Here is a 15477-nt window from a genome sequence, read left to right as displayed (position 1 = left end):
GCTCGCGCACGGTGCGGCGTTACCGCACTTCGGGACTCTTACCCTTGTTCACGATAGTCAGCGCCGAGGCGATCATCGCGCTCATATTCGACAGATCGCCGGGCACGATCAACGTGGTGCCCTGCTTGGCCAGATTGGCGAACGCATTTACGTATTGTTCGGCCACCTTCAGGTTGACCGCTTCCATGCCGCCGGCGGACTGAATCGCTGCCGCGATCTTCTGGATGGCCTGCGAATTGGCTTCGGCCACCGCCAGAATCGCCGCGGCCTGCCCCTGCGCCTGGTTGATCGCCGCCTGGCGCTCGCCCTCGGACTTCTGGATCGCCGCCTCGCGCCCGCCCGAGGCGATATTGATCTGCTCCTGCTTGCGCCCTTCCGAAGCCGCAATCAACGCGCGCTTCTCACGCTCGGCGGTGATCTGCGCCTGCATCGCGTGAAGGATCTCCTTCGGCGGCGTCAGATCCTTGATTTCGTAGCGCAGCACCTTCACGCCCCAGTTCGCTGCAGCTTCGTCGAGCGACGAGACGATGCTGTGATTGATGAAGTCGCGCTCCTCGAATGTCTTGTCGAGTTCGAGCTTGCCGATCACCGAGCGCAGCGTCGTCTGCGACAACTGCGTAATCGCAAACACGAAGTTGCTCGAGCCATACGACGCCTTCATCGGATCGGTGACCTGAAAATACAGCACGCCATCCACCTGCAACTGGGTGTTGTCGCGTGTGATACAGACCTGGCTCGGCACGTCGAGCGGGATTTCCTTGAGAACATGCTTGTAGGCGATGCGGTCGACGAACGGCACGACAAAGCTCAGGCCCGGCGTGAGCGTGGCGTGGTAACGGCCGAGCCGCTCCATCACCCACGCATGCTGCTGCGGCACGATCTTGATGGTCTGCGCCGCGAGCACGATCACGATGATGAGAAACACTACTCCGACGATAGTCGAATCCATGGTTGCTCCATTTTCTTGTCTAAGTTGTTATGGTGCCTGGTGTGAACGGCCAGGCGTGTGCGAGCCGTCGGCGGAACCCTTTGCCGAAGCGCTCGCAGACCCGCTTTCAGGCCCACCGGCAGGCCGCTTGCTCGCCACCACGATCAGACGGCTGCCATCGAGCGCACTGATCTCGTAGACACCCGCGTCTTCCGACTCACCCGGCGCGAGCTCGACATCCCACGCGGCGCCGCGATAGTTGGCTCGCGCCCGCCGGTCGCGCCAGCCGGTCACGCTCAGCGTCTGACCAATATCCAGGTTCACGTCGGGATTGCGCGCGGCCTCTTTACGCTGTCTGCGACCAAAGCGCGAACGCCGCAACAGGAACACCGCGACGAGGGCCACCACTGCCGCCAGCGCGAACTGCACGTCGGCATTGGCGCCGGCCAGGCGCGCCAAGGCGGCGGCCACGAAACCCAGCGCGATCATCAACAGATAGAAGGTGCCGCTCATCAGTTCCAGCACGACAAGCACGCCCGCCCCGATCCACCAGAACAGTCCACCAGGCGCCACATCGACCTCCACAAAGCAAAACACCCCGGATCTACCGAGGTGTTTATAGCACGAAGCTGGTGCATTTTACCGTCCGGTGCGGTTCACTTTGATGAACCGCACCATCCGGCGATGCGCACTGCTTATTTTGCCGACGATTTAGCCAACGCCTGCCACGTTTCGATGATCGTGTCCGGGTTCAGCGAGATCGACGCAATGCCTTCGTCCGTCAGCCACTGCGCGAAATCCGGGTGATCCGACGGACCCTGGCCGCAGATGCCGACGTACTTGTTCAGCCGCAGGCAGGTTTCAATTGCGCGCTTGAGCATGAACTTGACCGCCGGGTCGCGTTCGTCGAAATCGACTGCCAGCAACTCCATACCCGAGTCGCGGTCGAGGCCGAGCGTCAGTTGCGTCAGGTCGTTCGAACCGATCGAGAAGCCGTCGAAGAACTCCAGGAACTGTTCGGCGAGAATTGCGTTCGACGGCACTTCGCACATCATGATCAGACGCAGGCCTTGCTGGCCGCGCTTCAGGCCGAACTTGTCCAGCAGCCCAATCACACGTTCAGCCTGTTTCAGCGTGCGCACGAACGGCACCATGATCTCGACATTGTCGAGGCCCATCTCTTCGCGCACCTTCTTCAGCGCGATACATTCCATCTGGAACGCTTCGGCGAAGTCTTCGGCGATGTAACGCGAGGCGCCACGGAAACCCAGCATCGGGTTTTCTTCGTCCGGCTCGTAGCGCGAACCGCCGATCAGCTTCTTGTACTCGTTCGACTTGAAGTCCGACAGACGCACGATGACGGGCTTCGGATAGAACGCAGCAGCAATCGTCGCGATACCTTCGGTCAGCTTGTCCACGTAGAACGCACGCGGCGAGGCATGACCGCGAGCCACGCTCTCGACCGCCTTCTTCAGGTCCTGATCGATGTTCGGGTACTCGAGAATCGCCTTCGGGTGCACGCCGATGTTGTTGTTGATGATGAACTCGAGCCGCGCCAGACCCACGCCGCCGTTGGGCAATTGCGAGAAGTCGAAGGCGAGCTGCGGATTGCCGACGTTCATCATGATCTTCACCGGAATCGGCGGCAGTTCACCGCGCTGGACTTCGGTGATTTCGGTTTCGAGCAGGCCGTCGTAGATCTTGCCTTCGTCGCCTTCGGCGCACGACACGGTAACCAGCGCGCCGTCCTTCAGCAGGTCGGTTGCGTCGCCGCAGCCCACCACCGCCGGCACGCCCAGCTCACGCGCGATGATTGCCGCGTGGCAGGTCCGGCCGCCACGATTCGTGACGATCGCCGAGGCGCGCTTCATCACCGGCTCCCAGTTCGGGTCGGTCATATCGGCCACCAGCACGTCGCCCGGCTGCACACGGTCCATCTCCGACGGATCGTGAATCACGCGCACCGGACCCGCGCCGATCTTCTGACCGATGGCGCGGCCCGTGACGATGACTTGCGACTGGCCCTTCAGCTTGAAGCGCTGCTCGGCCTTGCCGCCCGCCTGGCTTTTCACCGTTTCCGGACGCGCCTGCAGGATGAAAATCTTGCCGTCGCGGCCGTCCTTGCCCCACTCGATGTCCATCGGACGCTCGTAGTGCTTCTCGATGATCACGGCGTACTTCGCCAGCTCGATCACGTCCTCGTCGGTAATCGAGAAGCGGTTGCGCTGCTCGTGCGGCACGTCGACCGTCTTCACGCGGCCCGGCTCGCCCGGCTTGGTGAATTCCATCTTGATGAGCTTCGAGCCGATCGAGCGGCGGATGATCGGGTACTTGCCTTGCGCCAGCGTGGTTTTGAAGACGTAGAACTCGTCCGGATTCACCGCGCCCTGCACGACGGTTTCACCCAGGCCGTAGCTCGAGGTGATGAACACCGCGTCCTTGAAGCCGGATTCCGTGTCGAGCGTGAACATTACGCCGGCCGCGCCGACGTCCGAACGCACCATGCGCTGCACGCCCGCCGACAAGGCGACTTCAGCGTGGGTAAAGCCCTTGTGGACGCGATACGAGATAGCGCGGTCGTTGTACAGCGACGCGAACACGTGCTTCATGCGATCGAGCACGTCCTCGATGCCGACCACGTTCAGGTAGCTTTCCTGCTGGCCCGCGAACGACGCATCCGGCAAATCTTCTGCCGTAGCGGACGAACGGACTGCGAACGAAAGCTCTTCAGGCGAGCTGTTCTGGAGCGTGTCGAAACCCGCCCGGATGTCAGCCTCGAGCTTCGGCTGCAGCGGTGCGTCGACGATCCACTGGCGGATTTCCTTGCCCGCTTCGGCGAGCGCCTTCACGTCGTCGACGTCGAGCGTCTCGAGACGTTTGGCGATGCGTTCGGTGAGGTTGTTGTGATGGAGGAAATCGCGGAATGCGAGTGCCGTCGTGGCGAAGCCGGTCGGCACCCGAACGCCTGCCTGAGCGAGTTGACTGATCATCTCGCCAAGGGACGCGTTCTTGCCGCCCACGATCTCCACATCGGTCATCCGCAACTGCTCGAACGGCACTACATACGCCTGATCCTTTGCGACGTTAACTGCGTTAGTCATACAAGCCCCTAAGTGTGGAAGAAATACACGGCTGTGCAAGTGGGCTTGGACGCGAGCGCTCATAGGAAGCGCCTGATGAATCGGTGTTCTCGCGTCTTGCACAACCTGTTAGATAAGCAATCGCCTGGAGAGGCGCGCTGAAGCGTCATCAGCAAGCGCTTAACCGGGTAACCGCTTTTACAACCGTCTTGCCACGAAGCGTGCAAAAAACACGATGAAGCCAACGGTTGGACGAAATTATTCAAAATCGTCGCAAGTTACCAGCAAAAAGCGGTGCGTTCAGCGGGCGATAAATGCGAAATAAGCGCGATTCGCCTGCAATTGCTTATCCAACAGGTTGCCGCTATTCTACCGTGCCGACTCTCAAAATGTGACTGTCGGACGAGAATTGCGCCTCGAAACGCGCCCCGGACCTGTCGTCGGGCTCTTCGCGAGGCCACGGCTGTCAAGGGTGCGCGAGCGGCGCCCACGGCGCGGCGCGCCGATACTCCTGGAACTCCCGGTTAGCCACCGTACAGTGAGCGTCGGCGCGACGATGTTAGATTCGAGCGAAATTTCCCGCTCACGTTCCCTGCCCACTGCCCCACTGATGCCGCCCACCGTATTTATCGTCTCCGACGGTACCGGGATCACTGCCGAAACCTTCGCGCATTCGATCCTCTCCCAGTTCGACCAGAAATTCCGCCTGGTGCGGGTTCCGTTTGTCGATTCGACCGAGAAAGCCTACGCGACGCTCGAGAAAATCAACGAAGCGGTCAAGCAGGACGGCCGCCGGCCGATCGTTTTCACGACGCTCGTCGACAGCGCGTCGAACAAGATCGTCAAAGGCTCGAACGCGCTGGTGCTGGACATGTTCCAGACATTCGTCGAACCGCTCGAACAGGAACTGGAGCTGAAGTCGAGCCATGCGATGGGCCGCGGCCACCAGAATGCGGACACCGAGGAGTACAAGAACCGCATCGAGGCGATCAATTTCTCGCTCGCCCACGACGACGGTCAATCGAATCGCAATCTGGCGGATGCCGATGTGATCCTGGTTGGCGTGTCGCGCAGCGGCAAGACGCCGACGAGCCTGTATCTGGCGATGCAGTACGGCGTGAAGGCAGCAAACTATCCGCTGATTCCCGAAGATTTCGAACGCGGCAAGCTGCCGACTCCGTTACTGGCGCACCGTTCGAAGATGTTCGGGCTGTCGATCGATCCGCAGCGCCTGTCCGAGATCCGCAACGAGCGCCGTCCGGGCAGCAAGTACGCGGCGCCGGAAAACTGCCGTTACGAGATCAACGAAGCGGAAACCATGATGCGGCGCGAGGGGATCAAGTGGCTGTCGTCGACACACAAGTCGATCGAAGAGATCGCGACGACGATCCTGCAGGAGATCAAGCTGGACCGGCCGTCGTATTAAGTGAGGCGAGCGGCCGCGGCTTTACGCTTGCGGCCCGCTTATAGCCGCTTTTAACGGTTGGAGACCACCGGCCGGCGTTCCTCGTCTGGCCAGAACCGTACCCGAGGCAATGAGCGCTCCGGGTTTCACCGGCCGCCGCCGCCGCGCTGCTGGCGGCACTGCTCGAACAGGCACACGGCGGCGGCCGCCGCCACGTTCAACGACTCCATTCCGCCTGGCTGCGGAATTGTCACACGCAACGTGACTGCGTCGCGCCACGCCTGCGACACCCCTGCTCCCTCGTTGCCCATCACCCAGGCAAGCGGACCGGAAAGGTCGCAGTCATAGATCGCCTCGGCGCCGTGCGAGTCCGTAATCACCACCGGCACAGCCAGGCGCTCGGTCAAGGTCTGCGGCTCCACATCTTCGTGAATCTCCAGCAGGAAGTGCGCGCCCATCCCCGAGCGCAGCACTTTCGAGGACCACGCGTAAGCCGTCCCAGGCGCACAAAACACCTGCTGAATCCCGGCCGCAGCCGCGCTGCGCAGAATCGAACCGACATTGCCCGCGTCCTGCACGCCATCGAGCACGACGCAGGTCTCTTCGACCCGCTGCGGCAGCGCCGGAGCGAGCTTCTCGACGAGTAGCAGAATCCCGACCCCGTTCACCACATTCGACAACTGGCCGAATAGCGCATCGGGCAACGTAACGATGCGGTGCTCGTCGATACGGGAAACGATGGCTTGCGCCTCGTCGTGACGCAGCGCGCCTTCGGTGACGAGACAGGTTTCGGGCTGCCCAGCGACGTCCAGATACGCGCTCGCGAGGTGGAACCCTTCGAGCAGCGCATGACCGCTGCGACGCTGCTGGTGCGTCGAGCCGGCCAGTGCCTTGAGGCGCTTGTAGAGCGGATTGTCCCGCGAGGTGATGGCTTTCACAGGCAGCGAAGACAGTGAGAATGTGAGAAAAGCAGAACGAAGCGCCCGTGCGGGCACTTCAGGAAATCGCGCTATCGGCTCGACCTAGTCGACCCGCCCAGCGGGTCCGGCTCGCCGTCGAGCCAGGCCGTCTCCACGACGGGCGAAAGCCGCGTCAGCTCGACACCCGGCACCGCCGCGCGCCTGCTCATGCGCAAATGCGCTTCGCGCACCGGCGCAAACGAGCGTCGATGATGCTCGCACGGACCATGCTCACGCAGCGCCGCCAGATGCTGCGGCGTGCCGTAGCCCGAATGCGCATCGAAGCCGTAAACCGGAAAGGTCTGATGCAACTCCAGCAGCATACGGTCGCGCGTGACCTTGGCGAGAATCGACGCCGCCGAAATCGACTTGACGAGCGCGTCGCCGCCGACGATGGCCTCGCTGCGGATACTGAGCACCGGACAGCGGTTGCCGTCGATCTTCACGAGCGTCGGCACGACCGCGAGGCCTTCGACGGCGCGCTTCATCGCCAGCATGGTTGCGTGCAGGATATTGAGCGTGTCGATCTCTTCGACGGAGGCCGAGGCGATGCAATAGGCCAGCGCGCGATCGACGATCTTGTCATACAGTTCGTCGCGCTTTTTGGCGCTGAGCGCCTTCGAATCGTCGAGACCGCGAATCATCGGCTTCGCTGGATCGAAAATCACCGCTGCGGCCACCACCGGGCCGGCCAGCGGCCCACGCCCGGCTTCGTCGACGCCGCAGACGATCTCGTCGGCGGCATTGAAGTCAAAGCCGGGTTGCTTCGCCACCGTAGCGGCCTTGCGCCGGGGTGCGCGCGCGCCGGTCATCGACGCCCCTTGCGCGTCTCGACGACGTTCGCCACCACTTCCGCGGCACGCTGGGCTGTGTTCTGCTTCAGCACGTGATGCATTTCCGTGAAAATTTCCGTCAGCGTGCGCCGGTTGGCGTCGTCGCGCAACTGTTTCAGCGTGGCATCGGCGAGCGCCTCGGGCGTCGCAAAGTGCTGCAGGATCTCCGGCACCACGAAGCGCCCGGCGAGGATGTTCGGCAAGCCCACGTACGGCAGATAGCCCTGCCGCCGCATGATCTGACCGGTCAGCCAGGGCACCTTGTAGGAAATCACCATCGGCTTTTTCAGTAGTGCGGCTTCCAGCGTCACCGTGCCGCTCTTGACGAGGATCGCGTCGGCGGCGGTCATGGCCACCTGCGACTGCCCTTCCGTCAGCGTCAGCGCGAGACCCGGACTGGCGTCCACCAGCGGCTGCAGCAGTTCGCGCAGCGCCGGCGTCGCCGCCGGCATCACGAAACGCACCCCCGGCTCGCGGTGCTGCATCAACTCCATCGCCGCGAAAAACGTCGGACCGATCAGATCGATTTCCGAGCGCCGGCTGCCCGGCAGCACGGCAATCACCGGGCCGCTTTCCGGCAAGCCTAGCGCGCGCCGCGCGCCCAGTGTGTCGGGTTCGAGCGGAATCTCGTCGGCAAGCGGATGGCCGACATATGAAGCCGCCACGCCGGCCTTCTCGAGCAGCGCGGTTTCAAACGGAAACACGCACAGCATGTGGTCGACCGCTTTGGCGATCTTCTTGATGCGCCCGCCGCGCCACGCCCAGATGGACGGGCACACGAAGTGGATGGTCGGAATGCCGGCTTCGCGCAGCGCGTGCTCGAGTCCGAAGTTGAAGTCGGGCGCGTCGACGCCGACAAATGCGGCAGGCGGCTCAGCCAGCAACTGGCGTTTCAGCTCGTTGCGGATGCTGAGAATCTCGGGAATATGACGCAGTGCTTCGACGTAGCCGCGCACCGTCAGCTTTTCCATCGGCCAGTGCGCGTCGAAGCCGGTGGCGATCATGCGCGGACCGCCGATGCCATAGTACTGGGTACCGGCCGGCAAGCGGCTGCCGAGGCCGTCCAGCAGGGACGCGGCAAGCAGGTCGCCGGACGGCTCGCCGGCCACCATTGCGAGCCGTAGCGGACTGGGTTGCAGTGCCATCGGCTAGCGGATGATGCCGCGTTGCGACGCGACTACGAAGTCGACCAACTGCTGCACCGGCGCATCGCCGTCGCCGCCGGCCGAAGCCAGCTCGCCCAGTTGCACCTTGGCATCTTCCAGCGATAGGCCGTTCTTGTACAACAGGCGGTACGCGGCCCGCAGCGCCGAAATTGCATCGGCGGAAAAGCCGCGCCGGCGCAGGCCTTCGACGTTGATGCCGTGCGGTTCCGCCTTGTTGCCCGCGGCGATCACGAACGGCGGAATATCCTGTACGAGCGCCGACGCACCGCCCAGCATCGAATGCGCGCCGATGCGCACGAACTGGTGCACGCCCGACATGCCGCCGACAATCGCATAGTCGCCAATCGTCACGTGGCCGGCCATCTGCGCGTTGCTCGACAGGATTACGTTGCTGCCCACATTGCAGTCGTGACCGATGTGCACGTACGCCATGATCCAGTTGTCGTCGCCGAGCGTGGTGACGCCCGCGTCCTGCACCGTGCCGGTGTGGATCGTGGTGAACTCGCGGATGGTGTTGCGGTTGCCGATCACGAGCCGGGTCGGCTCGTCGCGGTACTTCATGTCCTGCGGCCGGCCACCGACCGATGCATAGTGGCCAATGCGGTTTTCCTGGCCGATGGTGGTGTGACCTTCGATCACGCTGTGCGAACCGACCGTCGTGCCCGCGCCAATGGTGACGTGCGCGCCGACGATAGCATACGGCCCTATTTCAACCGTTTCGTCGAGCTGCGCGCCCGGCTCGATGATCGCAGTGGGATGAATCCTGCTCATGCGTCCTCACTTCTGATTCCGTTGTGTTGTCTGGATGCCGCGCCGGCGTGTGCCGCCTCGTCAGCTCTCCAATGCTGGCCGCCCCCGAACGGATGCCCATGAGAGGGACGTCCGCAGCGGTCCAGGGTTACCGGCCTCGCTTACTAGCCTCGCTTGGCGGCCATCAATGACTGGCCGTCCGCCAGCGGCCCTCGGTCAGCTACCCTCCGTATCCGTATGGCGGACTGCGCACATCAGGTCGGCTTCCGCCGCAACCGCGCCATCCACCTCGGCGCGCGCCTTGAATTTCCAGATGCCGCGCATGTGCCGTTCGAACGTCGCGTTCAGGATGAGCTGATCGCCCGGCTCCACCACTCGCTTGAAGCGCGCGTTGTCGATGCCGACGAACAGGTACAGCGTGTTGGCCGGATCGTGCGGCTCTTCCGAGAACGTCAGCAGCGCGGCGGTCTGCGCCAGCGCTTCGAGGATCAGCACACCCGGCATCACCGGGCGGCTCGGGAAGTGGCCCATGAAGTACGGCTCGTTGATCGACACGTTCTTCAGCGCTTTGATGCTCTTGTGCGGTTCCAGTTCGAGCACCCGATCGACCAGCAGGATCGGATAGCGATGCGGCAGTAGCGTGAGAATCTTATGAATGTCGAGATTGATTTTTTCGGTGCTCATGGTGTTTCTACTCACGCATTGACTGCGCGATGATGACTGCGGATACGGTTCAGGTGGGTTGGTAACGCGTGCTGCCGTCGCTTTCGATGATCCGGCAGCCCAGACTGCCCCGTCACGGAAAGCGACGCTTCCTGCTTGAAATCTGGCCGTTGCTTACCCGGCCCGGCGTTCACGCCTTGTCGTCAGGCGCATGAACGGCCGCGGCCGCCTCCAGCGCCTTGATACGGTCGCGCAGCTTGTCGAGGTTGCGCATCAGGGCCGCACTCTTGTTCCAGTCGCGATGCTCGACGGCCGGGAACGCGCTCGTGTACATGCCGGGCTTCAACAGCGATTTCGACACACCCGACTGCGCGGTGACGATCACATAATCGGCCAGTGTAACGTGCCCGGCAATGCCGACCGCGCCGCCGATCATGCAATGCCGGCCAATATTGGTGCTGCCGGCGATGCCCGCACAACCGGCGATCACCGTGTAGGCGCCGATCCGGCAGTTATGGCCGATCTGCACCAGATTGTCGATCTTCACGCACTCTTCGATCACGGTATCGGCCATCGCACCGCGGTCGATCGTCGTATTGGCGCCAATTTCGACATCCGCGCCGACCGATACGCCGCCGACCTGCGGGATCTTGACCCAGCTACCGGTCCGCGCCTCGCCGTCGCCGACGAAATCGGGTGCAAAACCGAAGCCGTCGGAGCCGATCACGGCGCCGGCGTGGATGATGACGCGCTCGCCGATCTTGCAGCCGTAGTACACGCTGACGTTCGGATACAGGTGCGAACCGGCGCCGATCCGCGTGCCGCGGCCAATCACCACGTTCGCATCCAGCCGCACATGCTCGCCGATCACCGCGCCGGCCTCCACCGTGACGTGCGGCCCGATCACCGCGGTGGGTGCAACCTGGGCGGACGGATCGATGGTCGCGCTGGCGTGTACGCCCGGCACGGCCTTCGGCGCGGCGAGGTCGATGAACGTCTGCGCGACGCGCGCGAAGTAAGCGTAGGGGTTCGGCGTGACGATGAAGTTACGGGCGCCGTGCAAGCGGGCGCCGTGCCCTTCGGCCGTGCCCAACTTGGCGAGATCCTCGGCGTTGATCAACACCGCCCCTGCGCGGGTGGTTTCGACCTGCGACAGGTACTTCGGATTGGCGAGGAACGCGAGCTGGTTCGGGCCTGCCTGGTCGAGCGGCGCCAGGCTGCCCACGCGGTGCGAGCGGTCCCCGACTACTTCACCTCCGAACCGCTGGACGATGTCCTCGAGCGTAAATGCCATGCGTGTACTGCTCCTGCTGTTCAGTTGCCGTTGGCGGACGACGCGCCATTGCTGGGCGCCGCCGCAAGTGCCTTGAGCACCTGGTCGGTAATGTCGATGCGCGGACTCACATACACCGCTTCCTGAACGATCAGGTCATAGTGCTGCTGCTCGGCGATCTGCTTGATCACCTTGTTGGCGCGATCGAGCACCGCCGCCAGCTCCTCATTGCGGCGCTGGTTCAGGTCTTCACGAAACTCGCGCTGCTTGCGCTGAAAGTCGCTGTCCAGTTGCGACAGATCGCGCTGCTTCTCGGCGCGATCGGCCGGCGCCATCGACGCGCCGTTCTTGTCCAGCGCGTCGGACATCGACTTGAGCTTCTGCGCCATATCCTGCAGATCCTTGTCGCGCTTGGCGAACTCGGCCTCGAGCTTGGTCTGTGCCGCCTTTGCGGCAGCCGACTCACGCAGGATACGATCCGAGTTGACGGCCGCAATCCTGGCTTCCTGCCCGTGCGCGACACCCGCGCCCAAAGTCATTGCCAGCGCAAGCGCGCACGTCGCATAGGCGCATCTCACACGTTTCGAAAACATACCGGTTCGCAAAGTCATCCTCTCGATACTGTAAAGAGGTCCGGGACTGGCCCGGACCGTCCAATCAGAATGCCGTTCCGATCTGGAACTGGAATTTCTGGTACTGGTCGCCACGGTGCTTCGTGAGCGGGTAACCCAGGCTCAGCTTGAGCGGCCCGATCGGCGAGATCCATGCGAGCCCCACCCCGTAGCCGTAGCGCAAGCCATTTGCGCCCACGCTGTTGCCTTCATCGCCCCAGACGTTACCGGCGTCCAGGAACGTAAACACCCGCAGGGTGCGATCATAGCCTGTGCCCGGCAACGGAAACGTTAATTCGACGTTGCCCGCCAGCAGCTTCGATCCACCGATCGGGTCGCCGGTCGACGCATCGCGCGGCCCGAGCGAGCTCGGCTCGTAGCCGCGCACCGATCCGATACCGCCCGCGTAGTAATTCTTGAAGATCGGGTAAGGCTTGCCGCCCAGGCCATTGCCGTAGCCGCCGTGGAGATTGAAACCCAGTACGAATCCACGCGCAAACGAATAATAGTACTGCGCGTTGATATCGGCCTTGTAATACTGCGTGCCACCCGCCGGCGTGCCATATTCGGCGTTCGCCTGGGTGAAATAGCCGCGGCTCGGCACCAGCGCGCTGTCGCGTGCGTCGCGTGACCAGCCCACCGTGACCGGCACGTTGGTCGACACCCGGCCGAACTCGTTCACGTAGTCGAGATAGCTTTGCGGCGTGGCGGCATCGACATCGAGCGTGTTCTGCTCGACACCGGCGCCGAAATAGACCGTATCGACTTCCGAGAACGGAATGCCGAACTTGAGGTCGCCACCTGCCGTGACGATCCTGAAGCTCGAATCCGTCGAGTAGTACAGCGGCTGCTGGGTGCGATAGTAGACGTCGGTAATGCGCCTGATGCCGTCCACCGTGAAGTACGGGTCGATCTGCGTGACGGTCAGCGTGCGGTACGTCTTCGCGGTATTGATATTCACCCCGAGGCTCGTGCCGGAGCCGAACACGTTGTCTTGCGCAATGCCCGCCGAGAGGATCGGACCTTGCCCGGAGCCGTAACCGAGCCCGAGCATAATCGAGCCGGTCGGCTTTTCCCTGACCTTGACGTTCACGTCCACCTGGTCCGCTGTGCCTTCCACCGGCACCGTGGTCACGTCCACCTCAGAGAAATAGCCGAGGCGGTTCACGCGGTCTTTCGAAAGCGCGAGGCGGTTCGAGTCGAACCACGAGCTTTCGAGCTGGCGCATTTCGCGGCGCACCACTTCGTCGCGCGTGCGGGTGTTGCCCACCACGTTGATGTGGCGCACGTAGACGCGGCGGCTCGGGTCTACTTGCAGCGTCAGGTCGACTGTGTGGCGCTGCTGGTCGATCAGCGGCTGTGCGTTCACCGTGGCAAACGCGTAGCCATACTCGCCAAGCTTGTCGACGAGTGCCTTGGTCGTAGCCTGCAGCTTGTCGGCCGAGAAAACCTCGCCGGTCCTGATGCTGACGACCTTGTCGAGCTCGGCTTCGCGATCCAGCAGATTGCCGGCCAGGCGGATGCCGGAAATCGTGTATGGCTCGCCCTCGTGCAGGGTGAGCGCCAGGTACATGTCTTTCTTGTCTGGCGAAATCGACACCTGGGTCGATTCGAACGAGAACTCGAGGTAGCCGCGATTCAGGTAGTACGAGCGAATCTTCTCGAGATCGCCGGCCAGCGTGTCTTGCGAGTACAGATCGCTCTTCGTGTACCACGAGAACCAGTTCGGCGTGGACTGCTGCATTTCGTCACTCAGCGTACTGTCGCTGAACGCCTTGTTGCCGATGAAGCTGATCTGGCGGATCTTCGCGCTCGGACCTTCGTCCACCGAGAACAGTAGCGCCACGCGGTCGCGGTCGAGCGGCGTGACGGTAGTCTTGACTTCGGCTGCGTAGTAGCCGCGCGTCAGATACTGATGCTTCAGCTCCCGCTCTGCCTTCTGGGCGAGCGCCGCATCGTAAAAACGGCCCTGCGACAGCCCGACCGAGCGTAGCGCCTTCGTCAGGTTGTTCTTGTCGAATTCGCGCAGGCCCGAGAAGTCGATCGTGCCGATGGCCGGACGCTCCGTCACCTGCACGATCACGAGCGCGCCTTCGACGAGGATCTTCACGTCGTTGAAGAAGCCCGTGGCGTATAACGCGCGAATCGCTTCGGAGGCCTTGTCGTCGGAGAAGGTATCGCCTTGCCGGATGGGCAGATAGGCAAATACGGTGCTGGGCTCGATGCGCTCCAGACCTTCGATACGGATGCCTTGCACCACGAACTGCGATGTAGCGTGGGCCACGAGGCCATGCGCGGCTAACGCAGCAGCAGCCACCGACTTAGGTACAAGGCGATCAGGTTTCGACAACGTACTTCCCCAATGTAAAGCTCAACCATGCCGGGCGAGCGCTCCTCGCGAGCGCCGCCGGGCACTTCAAAAATGGATCAGGCGAGCCAGATCGTTGAAAAGCGCGATCGCCGACAAGGCGACGATACAGGCCAGGCCAGCTCTCTGCAGAACGAGCTGCCAGCGGTCGGAGACCGCTTTACCGGTTGCGGCTTCAACCAAATAATATAACAGATGCCCCCCATCCAATACCGGAATTGGGAGCAGGTTAAGTACGCCAAGACTGATGCTGACAAGGGCCAGGAATGACAGGAATGCTGAGGGACCCAACCTCGCACTCTTACCTGCGTAGTCGGCAATCGTGACCGGTCCTGACAGATTTTTCAGCGATGCTTCGCCCGTGATCATCCGGCCAAACATCCGCACCGAGTAAGCGGCGAGATCCCACGTCCGGCGCGCGCCCAACTGCAGGCTTTCGATCGGGCCGTAATGCACCGTGACAGACGGCACCTGGGTCGCCAGTTCCGCACCGATGCGGCCGATCTCCTGGCCGCTGGCATCGTCGTGCTGCATCTGCGGCACGACGTGAAGGTCTTCTGTCTTGCCCGCCTGCTGCGCGTCGCCGCCGCGCTCGACCTGCAGCGCAATGCTCTTGCCCGCATGCGTCTTCACATAGGCGATGAAGGCCGTTGCGTTGTCGGCGGGCGTGCCGTCGATCGAGATGAGGCGGTCGCCCGCGACGAGGCCCGCGCGTTGCGCCGCGCTGCCCGGCTGGACGCCTGCCACGATCAGCTTGCCGCCGCCCGGCTCGAAGCCGAGATGCGACATGAAGTCGTCGTCGACATCCTTCTCGGACACGTCGCGCAGGTCGAGCGTGAAATCGGAGATCCCGCGGCCGTCTTTTGCGCTCAGGACGATGCGGCGGTGATCGAACGCGGCGCCGAGCAACTTCCAGCGCAGATCGGACCACGAACGCACCGCTTCGCTCTCGGCCGCAGCCGCATTGCGCACGGCAACCACGGTCTCGCCGCCGTCGAAGCCGGCGAGCGCCGCGGGCGTATTCGGCGCCGGCGTGGCGACGATGGCCAGCGGCTCGCTCACGCCAGTGGCGAACACCGCGGCGAACAGCACGATGGCAAGGAGGAAATTGGCGACCGGGCCGGCCGCGACGATCGCAAAGCGCTTGGCGACATGCTGACGGTTGAACGCATGAGGCAAGGCCTCGGCGGGGATCGGCTCGCCCGCTTCACGCTCGTCGAGCATCTTCACGTAGCCGCCTAACGGCAACGCAGCAATCGTCCATTCGGTGCCCGTCCTGGGGCTGACCCACTGAACCAGTGGCTTGCCGAAGCCGATCGAAAAGCGCAGCACCTTCACACCGCACCAACGCGCGACGCTGTAGTGGCCATACTCGTGAACCACCACGAGCACGCCTATCGCGACGACGAAGGCGAGCACTTCGATCAGCAGGTTCATATTC

The 15477-nt window shown here is 63.1% G+C and carries 13 protein-coding genes; 1 reads left to right on the top strand and 12 read right to left on the bottom strand.

From position 1 onward, the window contains the following. Positions 1–19 precede the first annotated feature (19 nt). The 3 genes from AC1ECK_RS11320 to ppsA form a co-directional block, all read right to left on the bottom strand. Complete coding sequence (locus tag AC1ECK_RS11320; protein WP_480318958.1) at positions 20–949, bottom strand: SPFH domain-containing protein; 930 nt, start codon at positions 947–949, stop codon at positions 20–22. A gap of 27 nt (positions 950–976) precedes the next feature. Next, positions 977–1501 (bottom strand): NfeD family protein, encoded by a 525-nt coding sequence (locus tag AC1ECK_RS11315; protein ID WP_480318956.1) that lies wholly within the window; start codon positions 1499–1501, stop codon positions 977–979. 122 nt (positions 1502–1623) lie between these two features. Next, a complete protein-coding gene (ppsA, locus tag AC1ECK_RS11310; RefSeq protein WP_480318954.1) occupies positions 1624–4029 on the bottom strand; it encodes a phosphoenolpyruvate synthase in 2406 nt (801 codons plus the stop codon). Positions 4030–4618: 589 nt separating this feature from the next. Here ppsA and ppsR point away from each other — a divergent pair. Beyond that, positions 4619–5434 carry a posphoenolpyruvate synthetase regulatory kinase/phosphorylase PpsR gene (ppsR, locus tag AC1ECK_RS11305; RefSeq protein WP_480318952.1) on the top strand — a complete coding sequence of 272 codons (816 nt, stop codon included), beginning with the start codon at positions 4619–4621 and terminating at the stop codon, positions 5432–5434. Between the two features lie 125 nt (positions 5435–5559). Here the strand turns inward: ppsR and AC1ECK_RS11300 are convergent, their stop codons facing one another. The 9 genes from AC1ECK_RS11300 to rseP all read right to left on the bottom strand — a co-directional run bounded on the left by AC1ECK_RS11300 (position 5560) and on the right by rseP (position 15473). Further along, positions 5560–6351: a TrmH family RNA methyltransferase gene (locus AC1ECK_RS11300; RefSeq protein WP_480318950.1), complete on the bottom strand. Its 792-nt coding sequence runs from the start codon at positions 6349–6351 to the stop codon at positions 5560–5562. Positions 6352–6422: 71 nt separating this feature from the next. Then, on the bottom strand, positions 6423–7184 hold the full coding sequence (rnhB, locus tag AC1ECK_RS11295) for a ribonuclease HII (RefSeq protein WP_480318949.1): 762 nt from the start codon (positions 7182–7184) through the stop codon (positions 6423–6425). Next, positions 7181–8350, bottom strand: coding sequence for a lipid-A-disaccharide synthase (gene lpxB / locus AC1ECK_RS11290; protein WP_480318948.1), 1170 nt, complete (start codon positions 8348–8350; stop codon positions 7181–7183). The genes rnhB and lpxB overlap by 4 nt, the downstream gene beginning before the upstream one ends. Before the next feature lie 3 nt (positions 8351–8353). Next, the gene (lpxA, locus tag AC1ECK_RS11285; RefSeq protein WP_480318947.1) at positions 8354–9142 is read right to left on the bottom strand and encodes an acyl-ACP--UDP-N-acetylglucosamine O-acyltransferase; all 789 of its coding nucleotides are present in this window, start codon (positions 9140–9142) and stop codon (positions 8354–8356) included. 195 nt (positions 9143–9337) lie between these two features. Further along, positions 9338–9805 carry a 3-hydroxyacyl-ACP dehydratase FabZ gene (fabZ, locus tag AC1ECK_RS11280; RefSeq protein ID WP_480318945.1) on the bottom strand — a complete coding sequence of 156 codons (468 nt, stop codon included), beginning with the start codon at positions 9803–9805 and terminating at the stop codon, positions 9338–9340. A 169-nt stretch (positions 9806–9974) separates the two neighbouring features. Beyond that, the gene (gene lpxD, locus AC1ECK_RS11275) at positions 9975–11078 is read right to left on the bottom strand and encodes a UDP-3-O-(3-hydroxymyristoyl)glucosamine N-acyltransferase (RefSeq protein WP_480318943.1); all 1104 of its coding nucleotides are present in this window, start codon (positions 11076–11078) and stop codon (positions 9975–9977) included. A gap of 20 nt (positions 11079–11098) precedes the next feature. After that, positions 11099–11662 carry an OmpH/Skp family outer membrane protein gene (locus tag AC1ECK_RS11270; RefSeq protein ID WP_480319445.1) on the bottom strand — a complete coding sequence of 188 codons (564 nt, stop codon included), beginning with the start codon at positions 11660–11662 and terminating at the stop codon, positions 11099–11101. Between the two features lie 52 nt (positions 11663–11714). Beyond that, positions 11715–14018 (bottom strand): outer membrane protein assembly factor BamA, encoded by a 2304-nt coding sequence (gene bamA, locus AC1ECK_RS11265; protein ID WP_480318941.1) that lies wholly within the window; start codon positions 14016–14018, stop codon positions 11715–11717. A 66-nt stretch (positions 14019–14084) separates the two neighbouring features. Beyond that, complete coding sequence (gene rseP, locus AC1ECK_RS11260) at positions 14085–15473, bottom strand: RIP metalloprotease RseP (RefSeq protein ID WP_480318938.1); 1389 nt, start codon at positions 15471–15473, stop codon at positions 14085–14087. Positions 15474–15477 lie beyond the last annotated feature (4 nt).

The sequence above is a fragment of the Paraburkholderia sp. SSBN10T genome (genome assembly GCF_056619545.1).
The sequence above is the reverse complement of the archived record's forward strand: the minus strand, read 5'-3'. Positions and strand labels throughout refer to the sequence as shown.